This is a genomic window from Burkholderia sp. BCC1988, assembly GCF_905339895.1.
GTDB lineage: Bacteria > Pseudomonadota > Gammaproteobacteria > Burkholderiales > Burkholderiaceae > Burkholderia.
Window position 1 is genome coordinate 1 of the sequence record NZ_CAJPHA010000028.1, and the last position, 18,033, is coordinate 18,033.

Annotated in this window: 18 protein-coding genes; 6 read left to right on the forward strand and 12 right to left on the reverse strand. The window is 69.0% G+C overall.

Going from position 1 to position 18,033, the window contains the following annotated elements:
• The coding region (locus U4012_RS30775; RefSeq protein ID WP_321803177.1) for a methionine adenosyltransferase domain-containing protein at positions 1-310 on the forward strand (310 nt) is incomplete at its 5' end.
• Positions 311-429: 119 nt separating this feature from the next.
• On the opposite strand, the gene U4012_RS30780 is transcribed toward U4012_RS30775, so the two are convergent.
• Complete coding sequence (locus tag U4012_RS30780) at positions 430-771, reverse strand: hypothetical protein (RefSeq protein WP_044847852.1); 342 nt, start codon at positions 769-771, stop codon at positions 430-432.
• 353 nt (positions 772-1,124) lie between these two features.
• Between U4012_RS30780 and U4012_RS30785 the strand changes: the two genes are divergently transcribed.
• Positions 1,125-1,898, forward strand: coding sequence for a phytanoyl-CoA dioxygenase family protein (locus U4012_RS30785; RefSeq protein WP_321803180.1), 774 nt, complete (start codon positions 1,125-1,127; stop codon positions 1,896-1,898).
• A gap of 157 nt (positions 1,899-2,055) precedes the next feature.
• Here U4012_RS30785 and U4012_RS30790 read toward each other — a convergent pair whose 3' ends face one another.
• Positions 2,056-2,262 (reverse strand): DUF3185 family protein, encoded by a 207-nt coding sequence (locus tag U4012_RS30790; RefSeq protein WP_044847854.1) that lies wholly within the window; start codon positions 2,260-2,262, stop codon positions 2,056-2,058.
• Positions 2,263-2,446: 184 nt separating this feature from the next.
• Between U4012_RS30790 and mgrA the strand changes: the two genes are divergently transcribed.
• A complete protein-coding gene (gene mgrA, locus U4012_RS30795) occupies positions 2,447-3,490 on the forward strand; it encodes an L-glyceraldehyde 3-phosphate reductase (RefSeq protein ID WP_124486683.1) in 1,044 nt (347 codons plus the stop codon).
• 119 nt (positions 3,491-3,609) lie between these two features.
• Here mgrA and U4012_RS30800 read toward each other — a convergent pair whose 3' ends face one another.
• Positions 3,610-3,795 carry a hypothetical protein gene (locus U4012_RS30800; protein WP_014895742.1) on the reverse strand — a complete coding sequence of 62 codons (186 nt, stop codon included), beginning with the start codon at positions 3,793-3,795 and terminating at the stop codon, positions 3,610-3,612.
• A gap of 308 nt (positions 3,796-4,103) precedes the next feature.
• Complete coding sequence (locus U4012_RS30805; RefSeq protein ID WP_321803183.1) at positions 4,104-4,985, reverse strand: DMT family transporter; 882 nt, start codon at positions 4,983-4,985, stop codon at positions 4,104-4,106.
• Between the two features lie 823 nt (positions 4,986-5,808).
• Between U4012_RS30805 and U4012_RS30810 the strand changes: the two genes are divergently transcribed.
• Together U4012_RS30810 and U4012_RS30815 are read left to right on the forward strand one after the other, a co-directional pair.
• Positions 5,809-6,021, forward strand: coding sequence for a hypothetical protein (locus U4012_RS30810; protein WP_011886311.1), 213 nt, complete (start codon positions 5,809-5,811; stop codon positions 6,019-6,021).
• A gap of 49 nt (positions 6,022-6,070) precedes the next feature.
• On the forward strand, positions 6,071-7,102 hold the full coding sequence (locus U4012_RS30815) for a serine/threonine protein kinase (protein WP_321803187.1): 1,032 nt from the start codon (positions 6,071-6,073) through the stop codon (positions 7,100-7,102).
• A gap of 79 nt (positions 7,103-7,181) precedes the next feature.
• On the opposite strand, the gene U4012_RS30820 is transcribed toward U4012_RS30815, so the two are convergent.
• Together U4012_RS30820 and U4012_RS30825 are read right to left on the reverse strand one after the other, a co-directional pair.
• Entirely contained in the window at positions 7,182-8,624 is a 1,443-nt protein-coding gene (locus tag U4012_RS30820) for a coniferyl aldehyde dehydrogenase (RefSeq protein WP_044847857.1), read from the reverse strand.
• A gap of 39 nt (positions 8,625-8,663) precedes the next feature.
• Positions 8,664-9,128 carry a hypothetical protein gene (locus U4012_RS30825; protein ID WP_321803190.1) on the reverse strand — a complete coding sequence of 155 codons (465 nt, stop codon included), beginning with the start codon at positions 9,126-9,128 and terminating at the stop codon, positions 8,664-8,666.
• A 217-nt stretch (positions 9,129-9,345) separates the two neighbouring features.
• Here U4012_RS30825 and U4012_RS30830 point away from each other — a divergent pair, with 217 nt between their 5' ends.
• Positions 9,346-10,986 carry a GMC family oxidoreductase gene (locus U4012_RS30830; protein ID WP_321803192.1) on the forward strand — a complete coding sequence of 547 codons (1,641 nt, stop codon included), beginning with the start codon at positions 9,346-9,348 and terminating at the stop codon, positions 10,984-10,986.
• Between the two features lie 33 nt (positions 10,987-11,019).
• Here the strand turns inward: U4012_RS30830 and U4012_RS30835 are convergent, their stop codons facing one another.
• From U4012_RS30835 to fliF, 6 genes are read right to left on the reverse strand one after another with little or no spacing between them, the layout of a single operon-like run.
• Positions 11,020-12,381, reverse strand: coding sequence for a flagellar hook-length control protein FliK (locus U4012_RS30835; protein ID WP_321803194.1), 1,362 nt, complete (start codon positions 12,379-12,381; stop codon positions 11,020-11,022).
• 31 nt (positions 12,382-12,412) lie between these two features.
• On the reverse strand, positions 12,413-12,871 hold the full coding sequence (fliJ, locus tag U4012_RS30840; RefSeq protein WP_321803196.1) for a flagellar export protein FliJ: 459 nt from the start codon (positions 12,869-12,871) through the stop codon (positions 12,413-12,415).
• A 5-nt stretch (positions 12,872-12,876) separates the two neighbouring features.
• Entirely contained in the window at positions 12,877-14,418 is a 1,542-nt protein-coding gene (gene fliI / locus U4012_RS30845; RefSeq protein ID WP_321803198.1) for a flagellar protein export ATPase FliI, read from the reverse strand.
• Entirely contained in the window at positions 14,412-15,095 is a 684-nt protein-coding gene (gene fliH / locus U4012_RS30850) for a flagellar assembly protein FliH (protein ID WP_321803200.1), read from the reverse strand. Before fliH ends, fliI begins: the two co-directional genes overlap by 7 nt.
• Positions 15,088-16,083 (reverse strand): flagellar motor switch protein FliG, encoded by a 996-nt coding sequence (fliG, locus tag U4012_RS30855; RefSeq protein ID WP_044849243.1) that lies wholly within the window; start codon positions 16,081-16,083, stop codon positions 15,088-15,090. Before fliG ends, fliH begins: the two co-directional genes overlap by 8 nt.
• A complete protein-coding gene (gene fliF, locus U4012_RS30860) occupies positions 16,073-17,836 on the reverse strand; it encodes a flagellar basal-body MS-ring/collar protein FliF (RefSeq protein WP_044849242.1) in 1,764 nt (587 codons plus the stop codon). The genes fliG and fliF overlap by 11 nt, the downstream gene beginning before the upstream one ends.
• Positions 17,837-18,033: the final 197 nt, after the last annotated feature.

The window sequence follows — 18,033 nt, forward strand, 5'->3', positions numbered from 1 at the left end:
TCTCGCATCGCGCGCGCTGATCCAGGTGTCGTACGCGATCGGCGTTGCCGAGCCGACCTCGGTGATGGTCAACACGTTCGGCACGGGCCGAGTGTCGGATGCGGTGATCACGAAGCTCGTGCGCGAGCATTTCGACCTGCGTCCGAAGGGCATCATCAAGATGCTCGACCTGTTGCGCCCGATCTACGAGAAGACGGCCGCTTACGGCCACTTCGGCCGCGACGAGCCGGAATTCTCGTGGGAAGCAACCGACAAGGCACTCGCGCTGGCCGAAGCGGCTGGCGTGGAGCCGACGGCACGCGTCGCATAAGCGTCGTCCGCCTGAAACGAAAAACCCCGGCATGCCGGGGTTTTTTTATGCGCGTCGCACGCCGGCGGAATGACGGCGCGCGCGACGATCGTGGCGGGCAGCGTGCCGCCGGCTCGGCTTCAGCGTGCGCCGAACCCGAACCAGCCGTTGCTGGCCGCGAGGCGGCGCGGGCGATTGACGCGGCGCTGCGGGCCCAGCGTGCGGCGTAGCGCGAGCGCGCGCAGCGACGACGGCTTCTGCAGCAGCGAGCGCAGGCCGGCGCGGCGGGCGAACGCCTGTGCGCTCATCATCGAGAAGAACGCGTGGAACCACGCGCGGATGCCGTCCAGCCGGCTGTGCGCGTGCGTGTGCTCGGCGAGCGCCTGCGTGCGCGCGCGGTGATGGCGCAGCGGGCGGGCGGGAGCGGACGGCACGACGCGCTTCGCAGCGCGGCTGAGACGGGAAGTCAGACGGAATGGCATGTGAACGATGCTTCGCTTGTATGGATGGCGCCCTTGAAGAGCGCACTGGTATGAACGGCCTCGGATGGCGCAACGGATCTTACCGAAAGTCGTTGCGCGCCGCGCCCGCCAGAATTGACAGGCCGCGACAGGCTACCGGGGTTTCATGACGTGCAAAAGTCGCGATAAACCCTTGTGCCGCAAGCGTGTCGTCGCATACCGCCTGTCGCTGAGGCTCGCGCCGCGCCGCACAGTTCCCTTGAGCCAGATCAAATCGGCGATTGGCATGCCCCTGCGTACGACAATGGCGCTGTTCGCGGCATCCGGCGCCGATTTACAATCGTCACATTCACACAATAAACGTCTGGCATCCCATGTCGTCTTCATTGCAGTCGGAATCGATCCGCGCGCAAGTCGCGGAATTGCGCGAACGCGGCTTCGTCGTCGCGCGCGGCCTCGTCGGCGAAGCGCAGTGCGCGACGCTCAAGCGGATCGCGGCGCGCCAGTTGCAGGAAGCGGCGGAGCCGATCGAGTTCGAGGCGGATTTGCGCTACCCGGGCGCGCCCGAGTCGAAGCATGCGCCGGGCGGGCATACGGTGCGGCGGCTGCTGGACGCCTACACGCGCGATCCGGCGTTCGCCGAGCGCGCGATCGCGCCGGAAATCGGCGCGTGGATGCGCGAGTACTTCGGCGAGCAGCCGGTGCTGTCGCGCGCGCATCACAACTGCATGATGACGAAGCATCCGGCGTACGGCAGCCTGACGGGCTGGCATCGCGACTTCCGCTACTGGTCGTTCGAACGTGCGGACATGGTGTCGGTGTGGCTCGCGCTCGGCCCGGAAACGAATGAAAACGGGGCGCTCTGGCTGGTGCCGGGCTCGCACACGGCCGAATTCGGGCCGGAAGCGTTCGACGACGCGAAGTTCTTCCGCAGCGACCTGCCGGAAAACCGCAAGATGATCGACGCGGCAACCTGCCCGCCGCTCCAGACGGGCGACGTCGTGTTTTTCCACTGCAACACGCTGCATTCGGCGGGGCAGAACCGCTCCGACCAGGTGAAGTTCTCGCTCGTCTACACGTATCACGGCGTGAGCAACCGGCCGATGCCGGGCACGCGTTCGGCGGCGAAGCCGGAAGTGCAGTTCTAGCAGCGGTTCGGCGGCGCTGCAGCCGCGTCGATGATTCGATGCGGCGCGTCGGCTGCATGAGCGGATGAAGAAACGGGCGGCCTGGCCGCCCGTTGCGTTTTGTGCGGCCCGCATCGCGCGAGGCGGGCACGTCGTCGTGCGTCGCGCGGCTGCGTGATCAGCGCTTGTTGGCCGGCATCGCGAGGCCGATCAGGCCGATCAGCATCGCGACGGCGCCGCCGGCGATCAGCAGGATCGTTTTCGTGGCGGGCGAGCCGGTGAAGAAGCGCGACACGTTGTCGTTGATCGAATGGAACGACTGGCCGCCGAAATACAGCAGCACGACGCCGCCGACGAGCAGCGCAACCGAGATGACCCGGGACATACCAACCTCGCTGTAACGGTGATTCGAGACGCCGCAGTGTAGGCGACGCGCGCGGCCGCGTCCATTGCCGTGCGCGCATCGGCCACGTTCGCTACCATAGCCGTCGTATGTTTCCTTCGCCGCCGGCGCGTGATGTTCGCGCGCGGCGCGCGTCCCTTCCCCGACGTCCTGACGGAACCGACTCATGGCCTACGAAGCAGCTTCCGAACGTTATGCCGACATGCAATACCGCACCTGCGGCAAATCCGGGCTCAAACTGCCCGCCCTGTCGCTCGGCCTGTGGCACAACTTCGGCGACTCGACGCCGATCGCGACGCAGCGCGAGATCCTGCGCACCGCGTTCGACCTCGGCATCAATCACTTCGACCTCGCGAACAACTACGGGCCGCCGTACGGCAGCGCCGAAACCAACTTCGGCCGGCTGCTGAAGGAAGATTTCCGGCCGTACCGCGACGAGCTGCTGATCTCGACGAAGGCCGGTTGGGACATGTGGCCGGGGCCGTACGGCAGCGGCGGCGGGTCGCGCAAGTACGTGCTCGCGAGCCTTGACCAGAGCCTGCAGCGCATGGGCCTCGACTACGTCGACATCTTCTATTCGCACCGCTTCGACGCGCACACGCCGCTCGAGGAAACCGCCGGCGCGCTCGCATCGGCCGTGCAGCAGGGCAAGGCGCTGTATATCGGCATCTCGTCGTACTCGGCCGCGAAGACGCGCGAGATGGCCGAACTGCTCGCGCAATACAAGGTGCCGCTGCTGATCCACCAGCCGTCGTACAACATGCTGAACCGCTGGATCGAGCCGGACCTGCTCGGCACGCTCGACGAGATCGGCACGGGCAGCATCGCATTCACGCCGCTCGCGCAGGGGCTGCTGACGTCGAAATACCTGAACGGCGTGCCGGACGACGCACGCGTGAACAAACCGGGCGGCGGCTCGCTGAAGCAGGATCACCTGAGCGCGGAGAACCTCGAGCACGTGCGCAAGCTCAACGGCATCGCCGAGCGGCGCGGGCAGAGCCTCGCGCAAATGGCGCTCGCGTGGGTGCTGCGCAATGGCCGCGTGACGTCCGCACTGATCGGCGCGAGCCGTGCGGAGCAGGTGCGTGAAAACGTCGGCGCGCTGAAGAATCTCGAATTCTCGGCCGACGAACTCGCGGAGATCGATCGCCACGCGATCGAGGGCGGCATCAATCTGTGGGAAAAGCCGTCCACCGATCAGGCGATCTGAGCGGCAGCAACGACCGTCGATACGGGATGCGAAGCATTGCATGCCGTATCGCCGCGCACGCACGCACGCCGTCGCGTCGCTGCAATGCAGCGACGTGACCGCCGCGCGCCGACGCGTGGCTAGAGGAGTGCAGGCAGGCCCTCGACGAGCAATACCGCAACGCCGACGCCGAGGATGACGCCGAGCACGCGCAGCAGGTTGTGGCGGAATTCGGTTGCGCACGGCACCGCGCCGAGAAATAGCGCTCCGGCCAGCGCCATCGGAATCAACAGGATGAAGTCGCCGATCGTGAAATAGGTCGTCATGCGTGTCTCCGTAGTCAGCCGGAACAGGCGCATGCGCGTCTTCCAGCCCCATGCCGGGCATTTCTCTTGTTGGGCCGACCGATTCGCGATTGCGAGCGGGTCGGACAGTTCGAGTATAGGCAAGCTCGCCGCGTTTTTCGCTATCCGAACCATTAAAAGTATGCGGAAAACCCGGGGGATTCCGCATTTTTTCCCGCGAATTGGACGAATGCCTTGCGCCAGTCTTTCCCGTTCCTTTCGATTGGCGCGGAAACGTCGTACGTGTTCGCTACGGGCTGCCGCATCCGCGGGCGCGGCAGCCCGGCCGCTTATGCGCGATCGGGTTGCGCGCGAACGGCGGGCGTGCGGAACACGAGCGCGAGGCCCCCGACGATCGCCCCCATGCCGGCGAGCGCGAGCGGTTCGGGCCGGTTGCCGAGCCAGAGCGCGTCCATCAGCGTGGTGACGACGGGCACGAGATAGAACAGGCTCGTCACGTTGACGAGATCGCCGCGCTGCATCAACCGGTAGAACAGCAACTGCGCGATCACCGAGATCACGATCCCGAGCCACAGCAGCGGCACGACGAACGCCCAGCCGATCTCGAGCGACATCGGCCGGAACGGCAGGATCGCCACGCACAGCACGAGGCCGATCGCGTTCTGCAGCGGCAGCACGTCGGCAGGCGCCGCGCGCACGCGCTTTTGCAGCAGCGAGCCGGCGGTCAGCGCGACGAGCGCCGTGAGCGCGCAGGCAACGCCGATGACCGGCAGGCCGGCACCGCCCACGCCGCGGCACACGACGAGCGCGAGACCGGCCAGCGACAGCCCGAGCCCGGCGATACGCATCGGTTGCCAGCGCCGCTCGACGATCGCGAGCGTGAGGATCGGCTGCACGCCGAGGATCGTCGCGAGCACGCCCGGCGCGATCCCGCGGTCGAGCGCGAGCAGGTAGAAGATCGAATAGCCGCCCATCATCAGCAGGCCGGTCAGCGCGGCCATGCGGCGCTCGCCGCGCGGCGGCAGCCAGCGTCCGCGCATGACGGCCAGCGCGAGCAGCACGAGTGACGCGAGCGCGAATCGCGCGGTGAGAAAGACGAACGCGGATGCGTGATGCAGACCGAGTTCCGCGAAGATCGCGCCGCTGCTCCACAGCAGGACGAAGAGCGACGTCACGCCATGCGCGGCGAGCGCGCGTTTGAACGAAACCATGTGAATCCACCTGTCGAACGGATCGAAACGTTCCATGTCGCGCGTGCGGGAACGCGTCGTGCGCGATCACGCACGAACGGCCCAAACGGGCAAATGGAAAACGGAAACCGAAAGCCGGCCGGTCAGCCGACGCGTGCCGCCGGCGGGGGCGGCGCGGCGCCGACGAGCGGCGGTGCGACAGGAGGAGGGAGGACCGACGGATGCGCGCACGCCTGCGGCCGCGAGTCGAACTGCGGCCTTGATTTTGCGAGAGCGGACGTGAGCGGATGCATCGTGTCGAAATGCGCTTGAACGCGAATGAACGTCAAAGGTAACGCAAGGCGGCCGTGCAGCGCAACCGCTGGCGCACTGGCACCGCCATACGCTATGGCGCCACGACACTACGACATCACGCCGCACGCCGCGCGTCGGTAGCTGCGTGAGTCGCGTTCGAGGTAGGGGGCGCGGCATTGAGGCGCGAGGCCGCGGGCGTGGTTCCGTTCGCTGCGCTCACGCGAAGTCTCCTCGCGACCGGGCAAAGGGCAGACGATACGCCTGTCGTGCGATTCGCGTGCGCGCCGCGCGTATGGCCGGATTCGGCGGACGGTCACATTCGACAGGGTATGATGGGGGTATCCGCCCGTGCAAGCGCACGCGCGGCGCAGTGGTTGATTGGAGACATTCGACGAATTCGCGGCACTTCGCCTGCTTCTTCTTCTTTTCGCGCTTCGATAAACCGTGAACAATGGGATCACGCGCAACACCCCGACGAGGGCGGCGCGGATCGTGCATTTGCCGGCTCGCCAGCGAGCCGGGTTTCAAGTTTCAAGAGTGGGGAACCATCATGCATGTCGGGTCGATTGTCTGCACTACCCATATCGCAGTGCCGAAGGGCGCGCGCGGCATCGTTCAGCGCGTTCTGGGCGACATGGCCATGGTGACCTGGTACGCGGGCGTGCCGGGCGAGTCGAAGGAACTCAACACCGAGCCGTTCTTTCTCGAGGACCTGATCGACACCGGCGAATCCGTGCTGCCGGCCGGCGCCGCGATCCACTGAGCGCGCGTGCCGCACCGGGCGCTCGTGTTTCGGCGCGGCTGACGGCACAATGCGGGGCATGAAAGACGACACTTCCGCCCCCGCAGCTCCTGCCGGCCCGCCGTTCGCCGGCCTCACGCCCGAGTGCGTGCTCGACGCGCTCGACAGCGTGCTGATGCCGTCCGGGCTGCGCACCGACGGGCGCCTGCTCGCGCTCAACAGCTACGAGAACCGCGTCTACCAGGTCGGCATCGAAGACGGCCCGCCGGTCGTCGCGAAGTTCTACCGGCCCGCGCGCTGGTCGGACGACGCGATCCTGGAAGAACACGCGTTCGTCGCCGAACTCGCCGCGCGCGAGATTCCGGCGGTGCCCGCGCGCGTGTTCGACGGCCGCACGCTGCACGCGTTCGACGGCTTCCGCTTCTCGATCTTCGAGCGGCGCGGCGGCCGCGCGCCCGATCTCGACCGCAGCGACACGCTCGAATGGCTCGGCCGCTTCATCGGCCGGATTCACGCGGTCGGCGCGACCGAGCCGTATGTCGCGCGTCCGGTGCTCGACATCCGCACGTTCGGCTACGAGCCGCGCGACTACCTGCTCGCGCACGATATTCTTCCCGACGATGTCCGGCCCGCCTACGAGACGGCGGTGAACCTCGCGCTCGAAGGCGTCGAGGCCGCGTTCGAGCGTGCGGGCGAGATTCGCCTGCTGCGCACGCACGGCGACTGCCATCCGAGCAACGTGTTGTGGACCGACGCAGGCCCGCATTTCGTCGACTTCGACGATAGCCGGATGGCGCCCGCCGTCCAGGATCTGTGGCTGCTGCTGCCGGGCGATCGCGAAGGCGCGTCGCGCGCGCTCGCGGACCTGCTCGCCGGTTATGAGGACTTCTGCGAATTCGAGCCGCGCGAGCTGCATCTGGTCGAAGCGCTGCGCACGCTGCGCTTGATCCACTACGCGGCCTGGCTGGCGCGCCGCTGGGACGATCCGGCGTTTCCGGCCGCGTTCCCGTGGTTCAACACGCATCGCTACTGGGAAGCACGCGTGCTCGAGCTGCGCGAGCAGATCGGCGCGATGCAGGAAGGGCCGCTCTGGCCCGTGTGACGTGCGACGGCGCGCGCGGCAGCGTCGCCGCGCGGCGTTCGCGGGCGGGCCGGCGCGCGTGGCGCGCGGCCCGCATCGCTCAGAACTTCAGCATCATCCTGATGACCGCGGCGAAGCGCTTGCCGTAAGGCGGTGCGATCAGCCCACGGGTATTCAGTCGCGCCTGCGTGAGCACGGGCTTCATCTTCGAGAACGTCACGAAGCCGTCGTAGCCGTGATACGCGCCCATCCCGCTCGCGCCGACGCCGCCGAACGGCAGGCTGCCGCACGCAATGTGCAGCAGTGCGTCGTTCACCGTCACGCCGCCCGAGATCGTTTCGCGCATCACGCGCTCGACCGTGCCGCCATCCTCGTCGAACAGGTACAGCGCGAGCGGCCGCGGTCGCGCGTTCACGTACGCGATCGCCTCGTCGAGCCGCTCGTACGGCACGAGCGGCAGCAACGGCCCGAAGATTTCCTCCTGCATCAGCTGCGACGCGGCCGGCACGTGCGTGACCGCGCACGGCACGAAGCGGCGTGACGCGGGATCGGACTGCGCGTCCGACAGCGGATGCAATTGCGCGCCTGCCGCCTGCGCGTCGGTCGCCAGTTGCTGCAGCCGGGCGTAATGGCGCGGCGACACGATCGTCGTGTAGTCGCCGTTGGTCGACAGGTCCGGATACAGCTTCGCGAAGCGCGCTCGTGCCCGCTCGATGAACGCGGCTTCCATCCCGCGCGGCAGCAGCACGTAGTCGGGCGCGATGCAGGTCTGGCCCGCGTTCAGCGTCTTGCCGCCGATGATCGCGTCGACGGCCGCATCGAAGCGCGCATTCGGACCGACGATCGCCGGCGACTTGCCGCCGAGTTCGAGCGTGACGGGTGTGAGGTTGTCGGCCGCGGCGCGCATCACATGGCGGCCGACGTGCGTCGACCCGGTGAACAGCAGGTGATCGAACGGCAGCGCGCTGAATGCGGCGCCGATCTCCGCATCGCCGTTCACGACCGCGACGTGGTCGCGCGAGAAGGTCTTCGCAATCAGTTGCTCGAACAGCGCCGACGTGCGCGGCGTCAGTTCGGACATCTTGATGATCGCGCGGTTGCCGGCCGCGAGCGCGCAGATCAGCGGCCCGGCCGCGAGCAGGAGCGGATAGTTCCACGGCACGACGATGCCGACCACGCCGAGCGGCTGCGGCAGCACCTTCGCGCGCGCCGGCCGCAGCCACTTGTTCATCGGCTTGCGGATGGGCTTCATCCAGCGCTTGCCGTGCTTGAGCGCATCGTCGATCTCTTCCTTCGCCATCCAGATTTCCGACAGCAGCACTTCCTGCTTCGCGCGATGCCCGAAGTCGGCGCTGATCGCATCGGCGAGCGCATCCGCGTGATCGAGCAGCATCGTGCGCAGCGCGCGCAGGTGCTGCGCGCGGGTGTCCCACTCCGGATACGGCGCGCGCAGGTAGGCCGCGCGCTGGTCGCGCAGCAGCGACGTCAGCGCATCGACCGACGGCGCCGTTTGCGGGGCCAGTTCGGGCAGGTCGTTCTTCATGTCGTCTACTCCAGTTGGGCGTGGCACGTCGGCCAGCAGTCAGGCCGCACGTACCCGCTCGACGAGCGTGGTGGGGCGGGTCGGGATGGCGCGCGTCGCGCGGCACGGGGCCGGATGCAATGCACGGTCGAAAACAGGGTGCAACGTGCGGCAAGCGTCGTATCCGCGCGACGGTATTCGTGTTCGAAAACGGGATTGCCCGGGGTGCGCGTACGGCTCGCTGCGACTTCCGAATGGTGCGCGATCGCGAATTGCCGATGCTTGCCGGCGCACCGAAGCGGCATGACGCGATGCGCGCGACGACGCATGAATCGGCCGGTCGAGCCGCGCATGCGACGAGCCGTTCAAACGGTCGGCGATACGCGGCGTCGTTCGATTTCGACCGGCCGCGCGCACGGTGTTGCACGTCACCGCCAAGGCACCCGTTTGAAATGAAATGCGGGCCGCGCGCGGTGCGTCCGGGCAATCCGGTCGGCACGCGGCCTGCAGTACGTCGCGCTGCATCGTCGTCTCCCCAGTTTCGCGACGGCGCGGCTTCTGGCGGCCGCTGCATCGCGTCGAATTCATCGATACATCTTAAATTTAGTTCACGCGGGCGTTTAGAGGAATCGCTCTTGAATCGGCGTGCCGCGCGCGCGACGGCCATTCCTACAATGCCCGAACATTACAAGCGGGAGCCGGGCCGCGCCGGGTGCCGTTCATGACACGAAGGAGACGTGACATGCAATACGACTACATCATCGTCGGCGGAGGATCGGGCGGGTCGAGCCTCGCGAGCCGCCTCGCCGATGCATGCCCCGACGCGACGATCGCGTTGATCGAGGCCGGTTCGCACACGGCGCGCAACCTGCTCGTCAACATGCCGGTGGGGATCGCGGCGCTCGTGCCGTTCAAGCTCGGCACGAACTACGGTTACGAAACGGTGCCGCAGCCGGGCCTCGGCGGCCGCCGCGGCTACCAGCCGCGCGGACGCGGGATGGGCGGATCGAGCGCGATCAACGCGATGATCTACACGCGCGGCCATCCGGGCGACTACGACGAGTGGGCACAACTCGGTGCGACGGGCTGGGGCTGGCAGGACGTGCTGCCGTATTTCCGCCGCGCGGAAGGCAACGCGCGCGGCGCCGACGCCTGGCACGGTGCGGACGGGCCGCTGACGGTGTCCGATCTGCGCTTTCGCAATCCGTTCTCCGAACGATTCATCCAGGCCGCGCACGCGGCCGGTTATCCGCTCAACGACGACTTCAACGGCGCGACGCAGGAAGGCGTCGGCTTCTATCAGGTCACGCATCGCGACGGCTCGCGCTGCAGCGTTGCACGTGCGTACATCTACGACCGCGACCGGCCGAACCTGCATGTGATCACCGATGCGACGGTGCTGCGTGTGGGCTTCGACGGCAAGCGCGCGGTCGGTGTGGTGGTGTCGCGCGACGGACGCGTCGAGACGCTCGGCGCGCGCGCGGAAGTGATCCTGTCGGCCGGCGCGTTCAATTCGCCGCAACTGCTGATGTGCTCGGGGATCGGGCCGGCGGAACAACTGCGCCGGCACGGGATCGCGGTCGTGCAGGACGCGCCGGACGTCGGCAGCAACCTGATCGACCATATCGACTTCATCGTCAACACGCGCGTGAATTCGTCGGAGCTGGTCGGCATCTGCCTGCGCGGGATCGCGAAGATGACGCCGGCGCTCGCGCGCTATTTCTCGAGCCGCACGGGGATGATGACGAGCAACGTCGCGGAGGCCGGCGGCTTCATCAAGAGCGATCCGTCGCTCGATCGTCCGGACCTGCAACTGCATTTCTGCACGGCGCTCGTCGACGATCACAACCGCAAGATGCACTGGGGCTTCGGTTATTCGCTGCACGTGTGTGCGCTGCGCCCGTTCAGCCGCGGCACGGTCGCGCTCGCGAGCGGCGATGCGCGCGACGCGCCGCTGATCGATCCGCGTTTCTTCAGCGATACGCGCGATCTCGACCTGCTCGTGCGCGGTGCGCAGGCGATGCGCCGGATCCTGTCGCAGGCGCCGCTCGCGTCGCAGGGCGGGCGCGAGCTGTACACGCGCGCGGGCCAGAGCGAAGCCGAGCTGCGCGCGACGATCGTCGCGCACGCCGACACGATCTATCACCCGGTCGGCACCTGCCGGATGGGCTCGGATGCGCGCGCGGTCGTGGATCCGCAACTGCGCGTGCGGGGCGTCGAAAGGCTGCGGGTGGTGGATGCGTCGGTGATGCCGACGCTGATCGGCGGGAACACGAATGCGCCGTCGGTGATGATCGGCGAACGTGCGGCGGACTTCATCGTCGCGGCGCGCCGGGGCGGCGTGCCGCGCGGCGAGGCGGCCGCGGCCGCGCACGGCCGCTGAGCGGCACATACCGGCACGCGAGCGACGCGATGCTCAGGCGAACGTATCGACGAGGCCCGCGCGGCTCACGGTGGCGGCGGCCGATGCGGATTGCGCGGCGTCGAGCGGTGCGTCGACGGCTGACGATCCGGCGCGCGCGCGCGGCGACGACCGGCCGCCGGCGAAGCTTTGCTGCGGGTTCTGCTGCTGCGACGCGAAGCCGCCGTCGCTGACCGTCGCGCTGCCCAGGCCGAGCCCGCCCGCTTCCATCGCCTCGCGCAGCTTCGGCAGCGCGGCTTCCACCGCGTCACGCACCTGCGCGTGCTGCGATACGAACAGTGCATGCGCGTGGTTGTCCGCGACGCGCAGCACGACCTGCAGCGGGCCGAGGTCCGGCGGGTTCAGCGTCAGCTCGGCGCTCTGCTGGTGCGCATTCGACAGGAACACGACCTTCTGGCTCAGCGCATCCGTCCAGTCGGCGGTGCCGACGTGCGGGGCCAGCACGTGCGGGTTGGCCGCGGCGATCGTGCTTGCGGCGGGCGATGCCTGGAGGTTCGCCTGGGCGGCTGCCGCAGCCGTGGCGGCGGCAGCGACCGTTGCGTCGGCGGCCGGGCTGGCGGTTTCTTCGGCGGTCGCGAATGCATGTTGCGCGGCGGGTTGGGCCGTTGCGCCGGCCTGCAGCGCCGGTGCGGCGGCCTGCGTGGCGGGCTGCTGCGTCGCGGGCGCGCCTTTCGCGTCGGCGAGCGCGCGGTCGAACGTCGGGACCTTCGGCGTCAGCGGGGCGGCGGTCGAGGCCGACGTCGTCGCTGCCGGTGCGGGCGCTGCGGCCGCTGCCGCACCCGTCGCGGGCATCGCGATCGCGCCCGCGCCGCCGGTCAGCTTCGCGAGTGCGGTCTGCAGCGCGTCGCGACCCGGCGCGGGGGCAGCCGGCTCGGCGGCCGCATCCTTGCCGGCATGATTCGTCAGCGCGGCCGTGGCGTCGGGCTGGCCGGACACGGCCGTCGTCTGCGCGGCAGTGGCGGTGCTGTCGGCATCGGCCGGCGCCGCGTCGTTCGTGCGAGCCAGCAGCTGCGCCTGCACGGCGGCGGCCGCTGCGAGCGCGGCGGCGTCGGGATTGGGCGTCGCGTTCGCGTCGTCGGTCGGCTTGTCGTCGCCCGTGCCGGACGGCTTCGTGCCGGCGGCCAGCGTCGCCGACACCTGTTTCGTCGTGGCGTCCGGCATGCCGGCATTCGTCGCGTCGTGCCGCGTGTCGACGCTTTGCTTCAGCGTCTTCGCGAACGGCACGGCGGCCGGGCTGGCGGCGGCATCGTTGCCGGCGGTCTTGCCGGCGGCGGCCGACGAACCCGCGTCGCGGACGGCCTTGAGTGCGGTGCCGGCGGTGTCGAGCAGCGCGCCGAGCAGGGGCAGGGGAGGCATGACGATTCTCTCGTTCGAAAGCGGTGAGCGGCTACGCCGAGCGGGCGGCGTCGGCCCGCATGCGCAGGATCTTCGCGGCGTGTTCGTCGGCGTCGCGCTGTTCGCGCTTCGCGGTACGCTGAGCTTCCTGCGCGACGCCGCGCGCCTGCAGGATTTCGTAGGAGCCGACGGTGCGTTTCTTCTGTTGCCAGTTCGGGCGTGCCTCGTCGATGCGGCGTTCAGCTGCGGCCAGCACGTTGCGCTGCTGCGCGATCGCAGCGTCGAGCGTATCGATGAACGCCTGGAAATTGCGCCAGTTGGCGGCCGGCATCCCGCTCTGCGCGGACTGCGCGAAGCGTGCGTGGTATTCGTCGCGATAGCGCAGCAGCGCATCGAGCTGCTCGGCGGCCGCGGTGCGGTCGCGCTGCGCGGTGCCGAGCTGCTTCGCGGCCGTGTCGAGATCTTCCTGCGCGCGATCGAGCAGCAGTTGAAGGGGAAAGCCGTGTGCCATCGGGATCAGCCTCCGTGTACGTCGAACAGCGCATCGAGCGCGGCGAGGCTCGATTCGAACGGTGCGCATTCGCGAAAGCCCTGCTGCAGGAACGATTCGATGCGCGGGTAGAGCGCGATCGCGCGGTCGAGCTGCGCGTCGCGGCCGGGCGCATAGGCGCCGACCGCGATCAGGTCGCGATTGCGCTGGTAGCGCGACAGCATCTGCTTGAACTGCCGAACGCGGTCGAGATGCGGTTCGTCGATCAGCGCGGTCATCGCGCGGCTGATCGACGCCTCGATGTCGATCGCCGGATAGTGGCCGGCCTCGGCGAGCGCGCGCGACAGCACGACGTGGCCATCGAGGATCGCGCGCGCCGAGTCGGCGATCGGGTCCTGCTGGTCGTCGCCTTCGGTCAGCACCGTGTAGAACGCGGTGATCGAGCCGCCGCCTTCGGGCCCGTTGCCGGTGCGCTCGACGAGCGCGGGCAGCTTCGCGAACACCGACGGCGGATAACCCTTGGTCGCGGGCGGCTCGCCGATCGCGAGCGCGATCTCGCGCTGCGCCATCGCGTAGCGCGTCAGCGAATCCATCAGCAGCAGCACGTGCTTGCCCTGGTCGCGGAAATACTCGGCGAGCGACGTCGCGTAGGCGGCGCCCTGCATCCGCAGCAGCGGCGACACGTCGGCCGGCGCCGCGACGACGACCGAGCGCGCGAGCCCGTCCTCGCCGAGGATCTGTTCGATGAATTCCTTCACTTCGCGGCCGCGTTCGCCGATCAGCCCGATCACGATCACTTCCGCGCTGGTGTAGCGCGCCATCGTGCCGAGCAGCACCGACTTGCCGACGCCGGAGCCGGCGAACAGGCCCATCCGCTGCCCGCGGCCGACGGTGAGCAGGCCGTTGATCGCGCGCACGCCGACGTCGAGCACGTGGTGGATCGGCTCGCGATCGAGCGGGTTGATCGACGGCGCCGAGAGCGGCGCATCGACCTTCGACCCGAGCGGGCCGAGGCCGTCGAGCGGGCGGCCCGACGCGTCGACGACGCGCCCGAGCATTTCCCAGCCGACCGGCAGCCGCTTGGCGCCCGCGAGCGGATCGGCGACGGGCGCGGCCTCCAGCGGCCATACGCGCGCGCCGGGCAGGACGCCGGCGACGTCGGTGGTCGGCATCAGGAACAGGCGATCGCCGGAGAACCCGACGACTTCCGCTTCCGCGTGCGGCAGCGTGCTGCCGGGCGGCAATTCGATCGTGCATTCGGCGCCGACCGACAGGCGCAGCCCGATCGCCTCGAGCACGAGGCCCGCGGCGCGCGTGAGGCGCCCGCACGGCCGCAGCGGCAGCGCGCGGTGGCTGCGTGTCGCGAGCCCGTTCAGGTGCGTGCGCCAGTGCGCGAGATGCGGATTGTGTGGCGCGCGCGGCGTGTCGCAGGCGGCCTCCGTCGCGTGTGCCGGCGCGTCGTGCGCGGTGTCGTGCGGACCGTCGGGGCCAAACGACGCGAGCGCGAGTTCGCGCTCGAGCGGCGTCATTCCGTCGTGCAGGATCGATTCGGGCGTGGGCGTCACCATGCGCTCACCTTGCCGATCGCGGCGGCGACGCGCTGCCAGCGGGTGGGCAGCGTCGCGTCGACCTCGCCCGTCGCGGCGTGCGCGCGGCAGCCGCCGCGCTCGATCGACGCGTCGGTGCGCACGTTCCAGCCGAGCGTATCGAGTTCGTCCTGCAGATAGGCTTCGACGACGGGCAGGTCGGCCGGATTCACCGCGAGATGCGGCGCACCGGACAGCGCCGGTTCGGCGGCGAGCACGTCGCGCACCGCCGCGACGAGCGCGGCCGGATCGTGCTTCACGTGCTGGCGCACGACCTGCTGCGCGATGTCGAGCGCGAGCTGCGCGAGGTCGGACGCGAGATCGTGCTCGATGCTCGACACGGCTTCGCGGAACGACGCGGCGAGCGTCGCGAGCTGCGCGGCCTGTTTGCGGGCTTCGGCCTGGCCGGCTTCGAAACCCTGCTCGCGGCCCTGGTCGAAACCGGCCTGATAACCCCGTGCCTGGCCTTCGACGTGACCGGCCGCATGGCCTTCGGCATGCGCGGCGTCGCGCACGCGCTGCAGGTCCGCGGCGAGCGCGGCGGCGGCCGCTGCGGCAGCGTCGGGCGGCGGCGGGGGCGGCGGCGGATCGAACGACGCCATCTCCCACCGCTGGTACGCGGTGAGGGTGCCGGCGGGCTCGCGCGCGGAATCAGACATACGCGTCTTCCGCCTTGCCGCCGATCACGACCTGGCCGCTTTCGGCGAGATTGCGGACGATCTGCAGGATGCGGCGCTGCTGCGTCTCGACTTCGGACACGCGCACCGGGCCGCGCGCGTCGAGATCCTCGGCGAGCAGTTCGGCCGCGCGTTGCGACATGTTCGCGAGGAACTTCTGGCGCAGCGCGGGCGGCGCGCCCTTCAGCGCGATGATCAGCGTTTCCGACTCGACTTCCTTCAGCACCATCTGGATCGCGCGATCCTCGAGGTCGAGCAGGTTCTCGAACACGAACATCTGGTCGATGATCTTCTGCGCGAGCTCCGCGTCGTACTGGCGCACGCTTTCGAGCACGCCTTCCTCATGATTGCTCGTCATGAAGTTCAGGATCTCGGCCGCGGTGCGGATGCCGCCCATCGGGCTGCGCTTCAGGTTGTCGCTGCCGGACAGCAGGCCGGTCAGCACGTCGTCGAGCTCGCGCAGCGCGGCCGGCTGGATGCCGTCGAGCGTCGCGATCCGCAGCAGCACGTCGTTGCGCAGCCGCTCGGTGAAGCACGATGCGATCTCGGACGCCTGGTCGCGGTCGAGGTGCACGAGGATGGTCGCGATGATCTGCGGATGCTCGTTCTTGATTAGTTCGGCCACCGCGCCCGAGTCCATCCACTTCAGGCCCTCGATGCCGCTCGTGTCGCTGCCCTGCAGGATCCGGTCGATCAGCACGCCGGCCTTGTCCTCGCCGAGCGCCTTGGTCAGCACCGAGCGGATGTACTCGCTCGAATCGAGCGACAGCGCGGTGTGCTGCTCGGCTTCCCTCGCGAACTCCTGCAGCACGTCCTCGACCTGCTCGCGCGTGACGTTCTTCAGCGCGGCCATCGCGGCGCCGATCTTCTGCACCTCGCGCGGCGCGAGGAACTTGAATACTTCAGCGGCCTCTTCCTCGCCGATCGACATCAGCAGCAGCGCGCTCTTGGTCAGGCCTTCAGCGTTCATCGGACACCCAGTTCTTCACGACGGTGGCGACGATCTTCGGATCCTGGCGGGCGATCGTGCGCGCGTAGTCGAGGTTGCGTTCGTAGCGGTTCTTTTCGTTCTCGAAGCCGAGCAGCAGCGCATCGGGCTCGTCGGCCTTGTCCGGGGCGGGCAGGCCGTCGAGCACGACCGCATCCTCCGGCGCCGCGAGCGCCGGCGCGGCCGGCTCGGGCGGCGGAAACGCGCGGCGCATCGCCGGGCGCACGAACATGAAATAGAGCGCCGCCGCGGCCGCCGCGATGCCGAGCCACTTCGCGGCTTCCTTCGCCATCGCGATCATGTCCGGCTGGCGCCACCACGGCAGGTCGGCGTACGGATCGCTCGCGGTCGAGAACGCGCTGTTCACGACGTTCACCGAGTCGCCGCGCTTCTCGTCGTAGCCCATCGCGTCCTTCACGAGCTGCTCGATCTGCGCGAGCTTCGCGGGTGGCAGCGGCTGCATCGTCACGTGGCCCTTCGCGTCGGCCACCGGCTGGTAATTGACGACGACGGCGACCGACAGCCGCTTCACGTTGCCCATCGGCTGCTCGACGTGGCGGATCGTCTTGTCGAGTTCGTAGTTGGTCGTCTGGTCCTTGCGGTCGCTGACGGGCGTCGACTGCGGCCCGCTCTGGCCGTTGCCGGCGACGATCGGCGCGGAGGCCGGCTGCGGCGGCGTGTTCGACAGCGCGCCCGGCACGCCCGAGGCGCCGCCCTGCGCGAGTTCGGTGGCCGTGCTGGTCTGCTGGCTGCGGATCGCGGTCTGCTGCGGCGAGGCGTTCGGGCCGTAGCTTTCCGAGGTCTGCTCGAGCCTGGAGAAATCGACGTCGGCGCTGACCTGCGAGCGCGCGTTGCCGGCGCCGAAGATCGGCGCGAGGATCGCGTCGATGCGCTTCTGCGTGTTGCGCTCGACCTGCTGCACGTACTTGAGCTGGCTCGCGTCGAGGCCGGAGGCCGACGCCGTCTGGGTCAGCAGGTTGCCGTCCTGGTCGACGATCGTCACGTTCTTGGCCGGCATGTCGGGCACGCCGGACGACACCATCCGCGTGATCGCCTGGACCTGGCCCTCGTCGAGCACGCGGCCCGGGTAGAGGTCGACGAACACCGACGCGCTCGGCGCTTCCTTGTCGCGCACGAACACCGACGGCTTCGGGATCGCGAGATGCACGCGCGCCGTTTTCACCGCGTTGATCGATTCGATCGTGCGCTGCAGCTCGCCTTCGAGCGCGCGCTGGTAGTTCACCTGCTCCGCGAACTGGCTGATGCCGAATTTCTGGTTGTCCATCAGCTCGAAGCCGACCGAGCCGCCCTTGGGCAGGCCCATCGCGGCGAGCTTCAGGCGCGTTTCGTGCACCTGGTTCGACGGCACCAGGATCGCGCCGCCCGCGTCGGCGAACTTGTAGGGAACGTTTGCCTGCTGGAGCGCGGTGATGATCGCGCCGCCGTCGCGGTCCGACAGGTTGCTGTACAGCACGCGATAGTCGGGCGCGCGGCTCCACAGCACGAGCGCGGTGATCGCGGCGACGGCGAACGCGACGGCGATCACGAACGGCAGCTTCGGGTTGCCCTTCATCCGCGAGATGCCGGGGATGCGTTCCGCGAAGCCGCCGAACCCGAAGTCCGCGCCGGCGCCGCCTGCTCCCGGCAACGCGGCGGCCGCGGTGGCGCCTGGCACCGGGCTGGCGAGGCCCGTGCGGGCGTCGGGGTTGATCAGCGAGTTGGCCTGCGAATCCATGCGTGGAGTTTCTCCGGAGCGGGACGACTGAGCCGCTCGGACGAGCGGACGGACAATGACACGATGCGATTATCGGGACCCGGGCGCGACTCCGATCGACCGAAAAGAGCGGGGTTTCCCCCGTACTTTCGCGGCTTTGGCGCGCGCCGCGCTGCTATCCTTTTTCGCGATCCGGCATGGTGCGCGTCGTGCGGCGC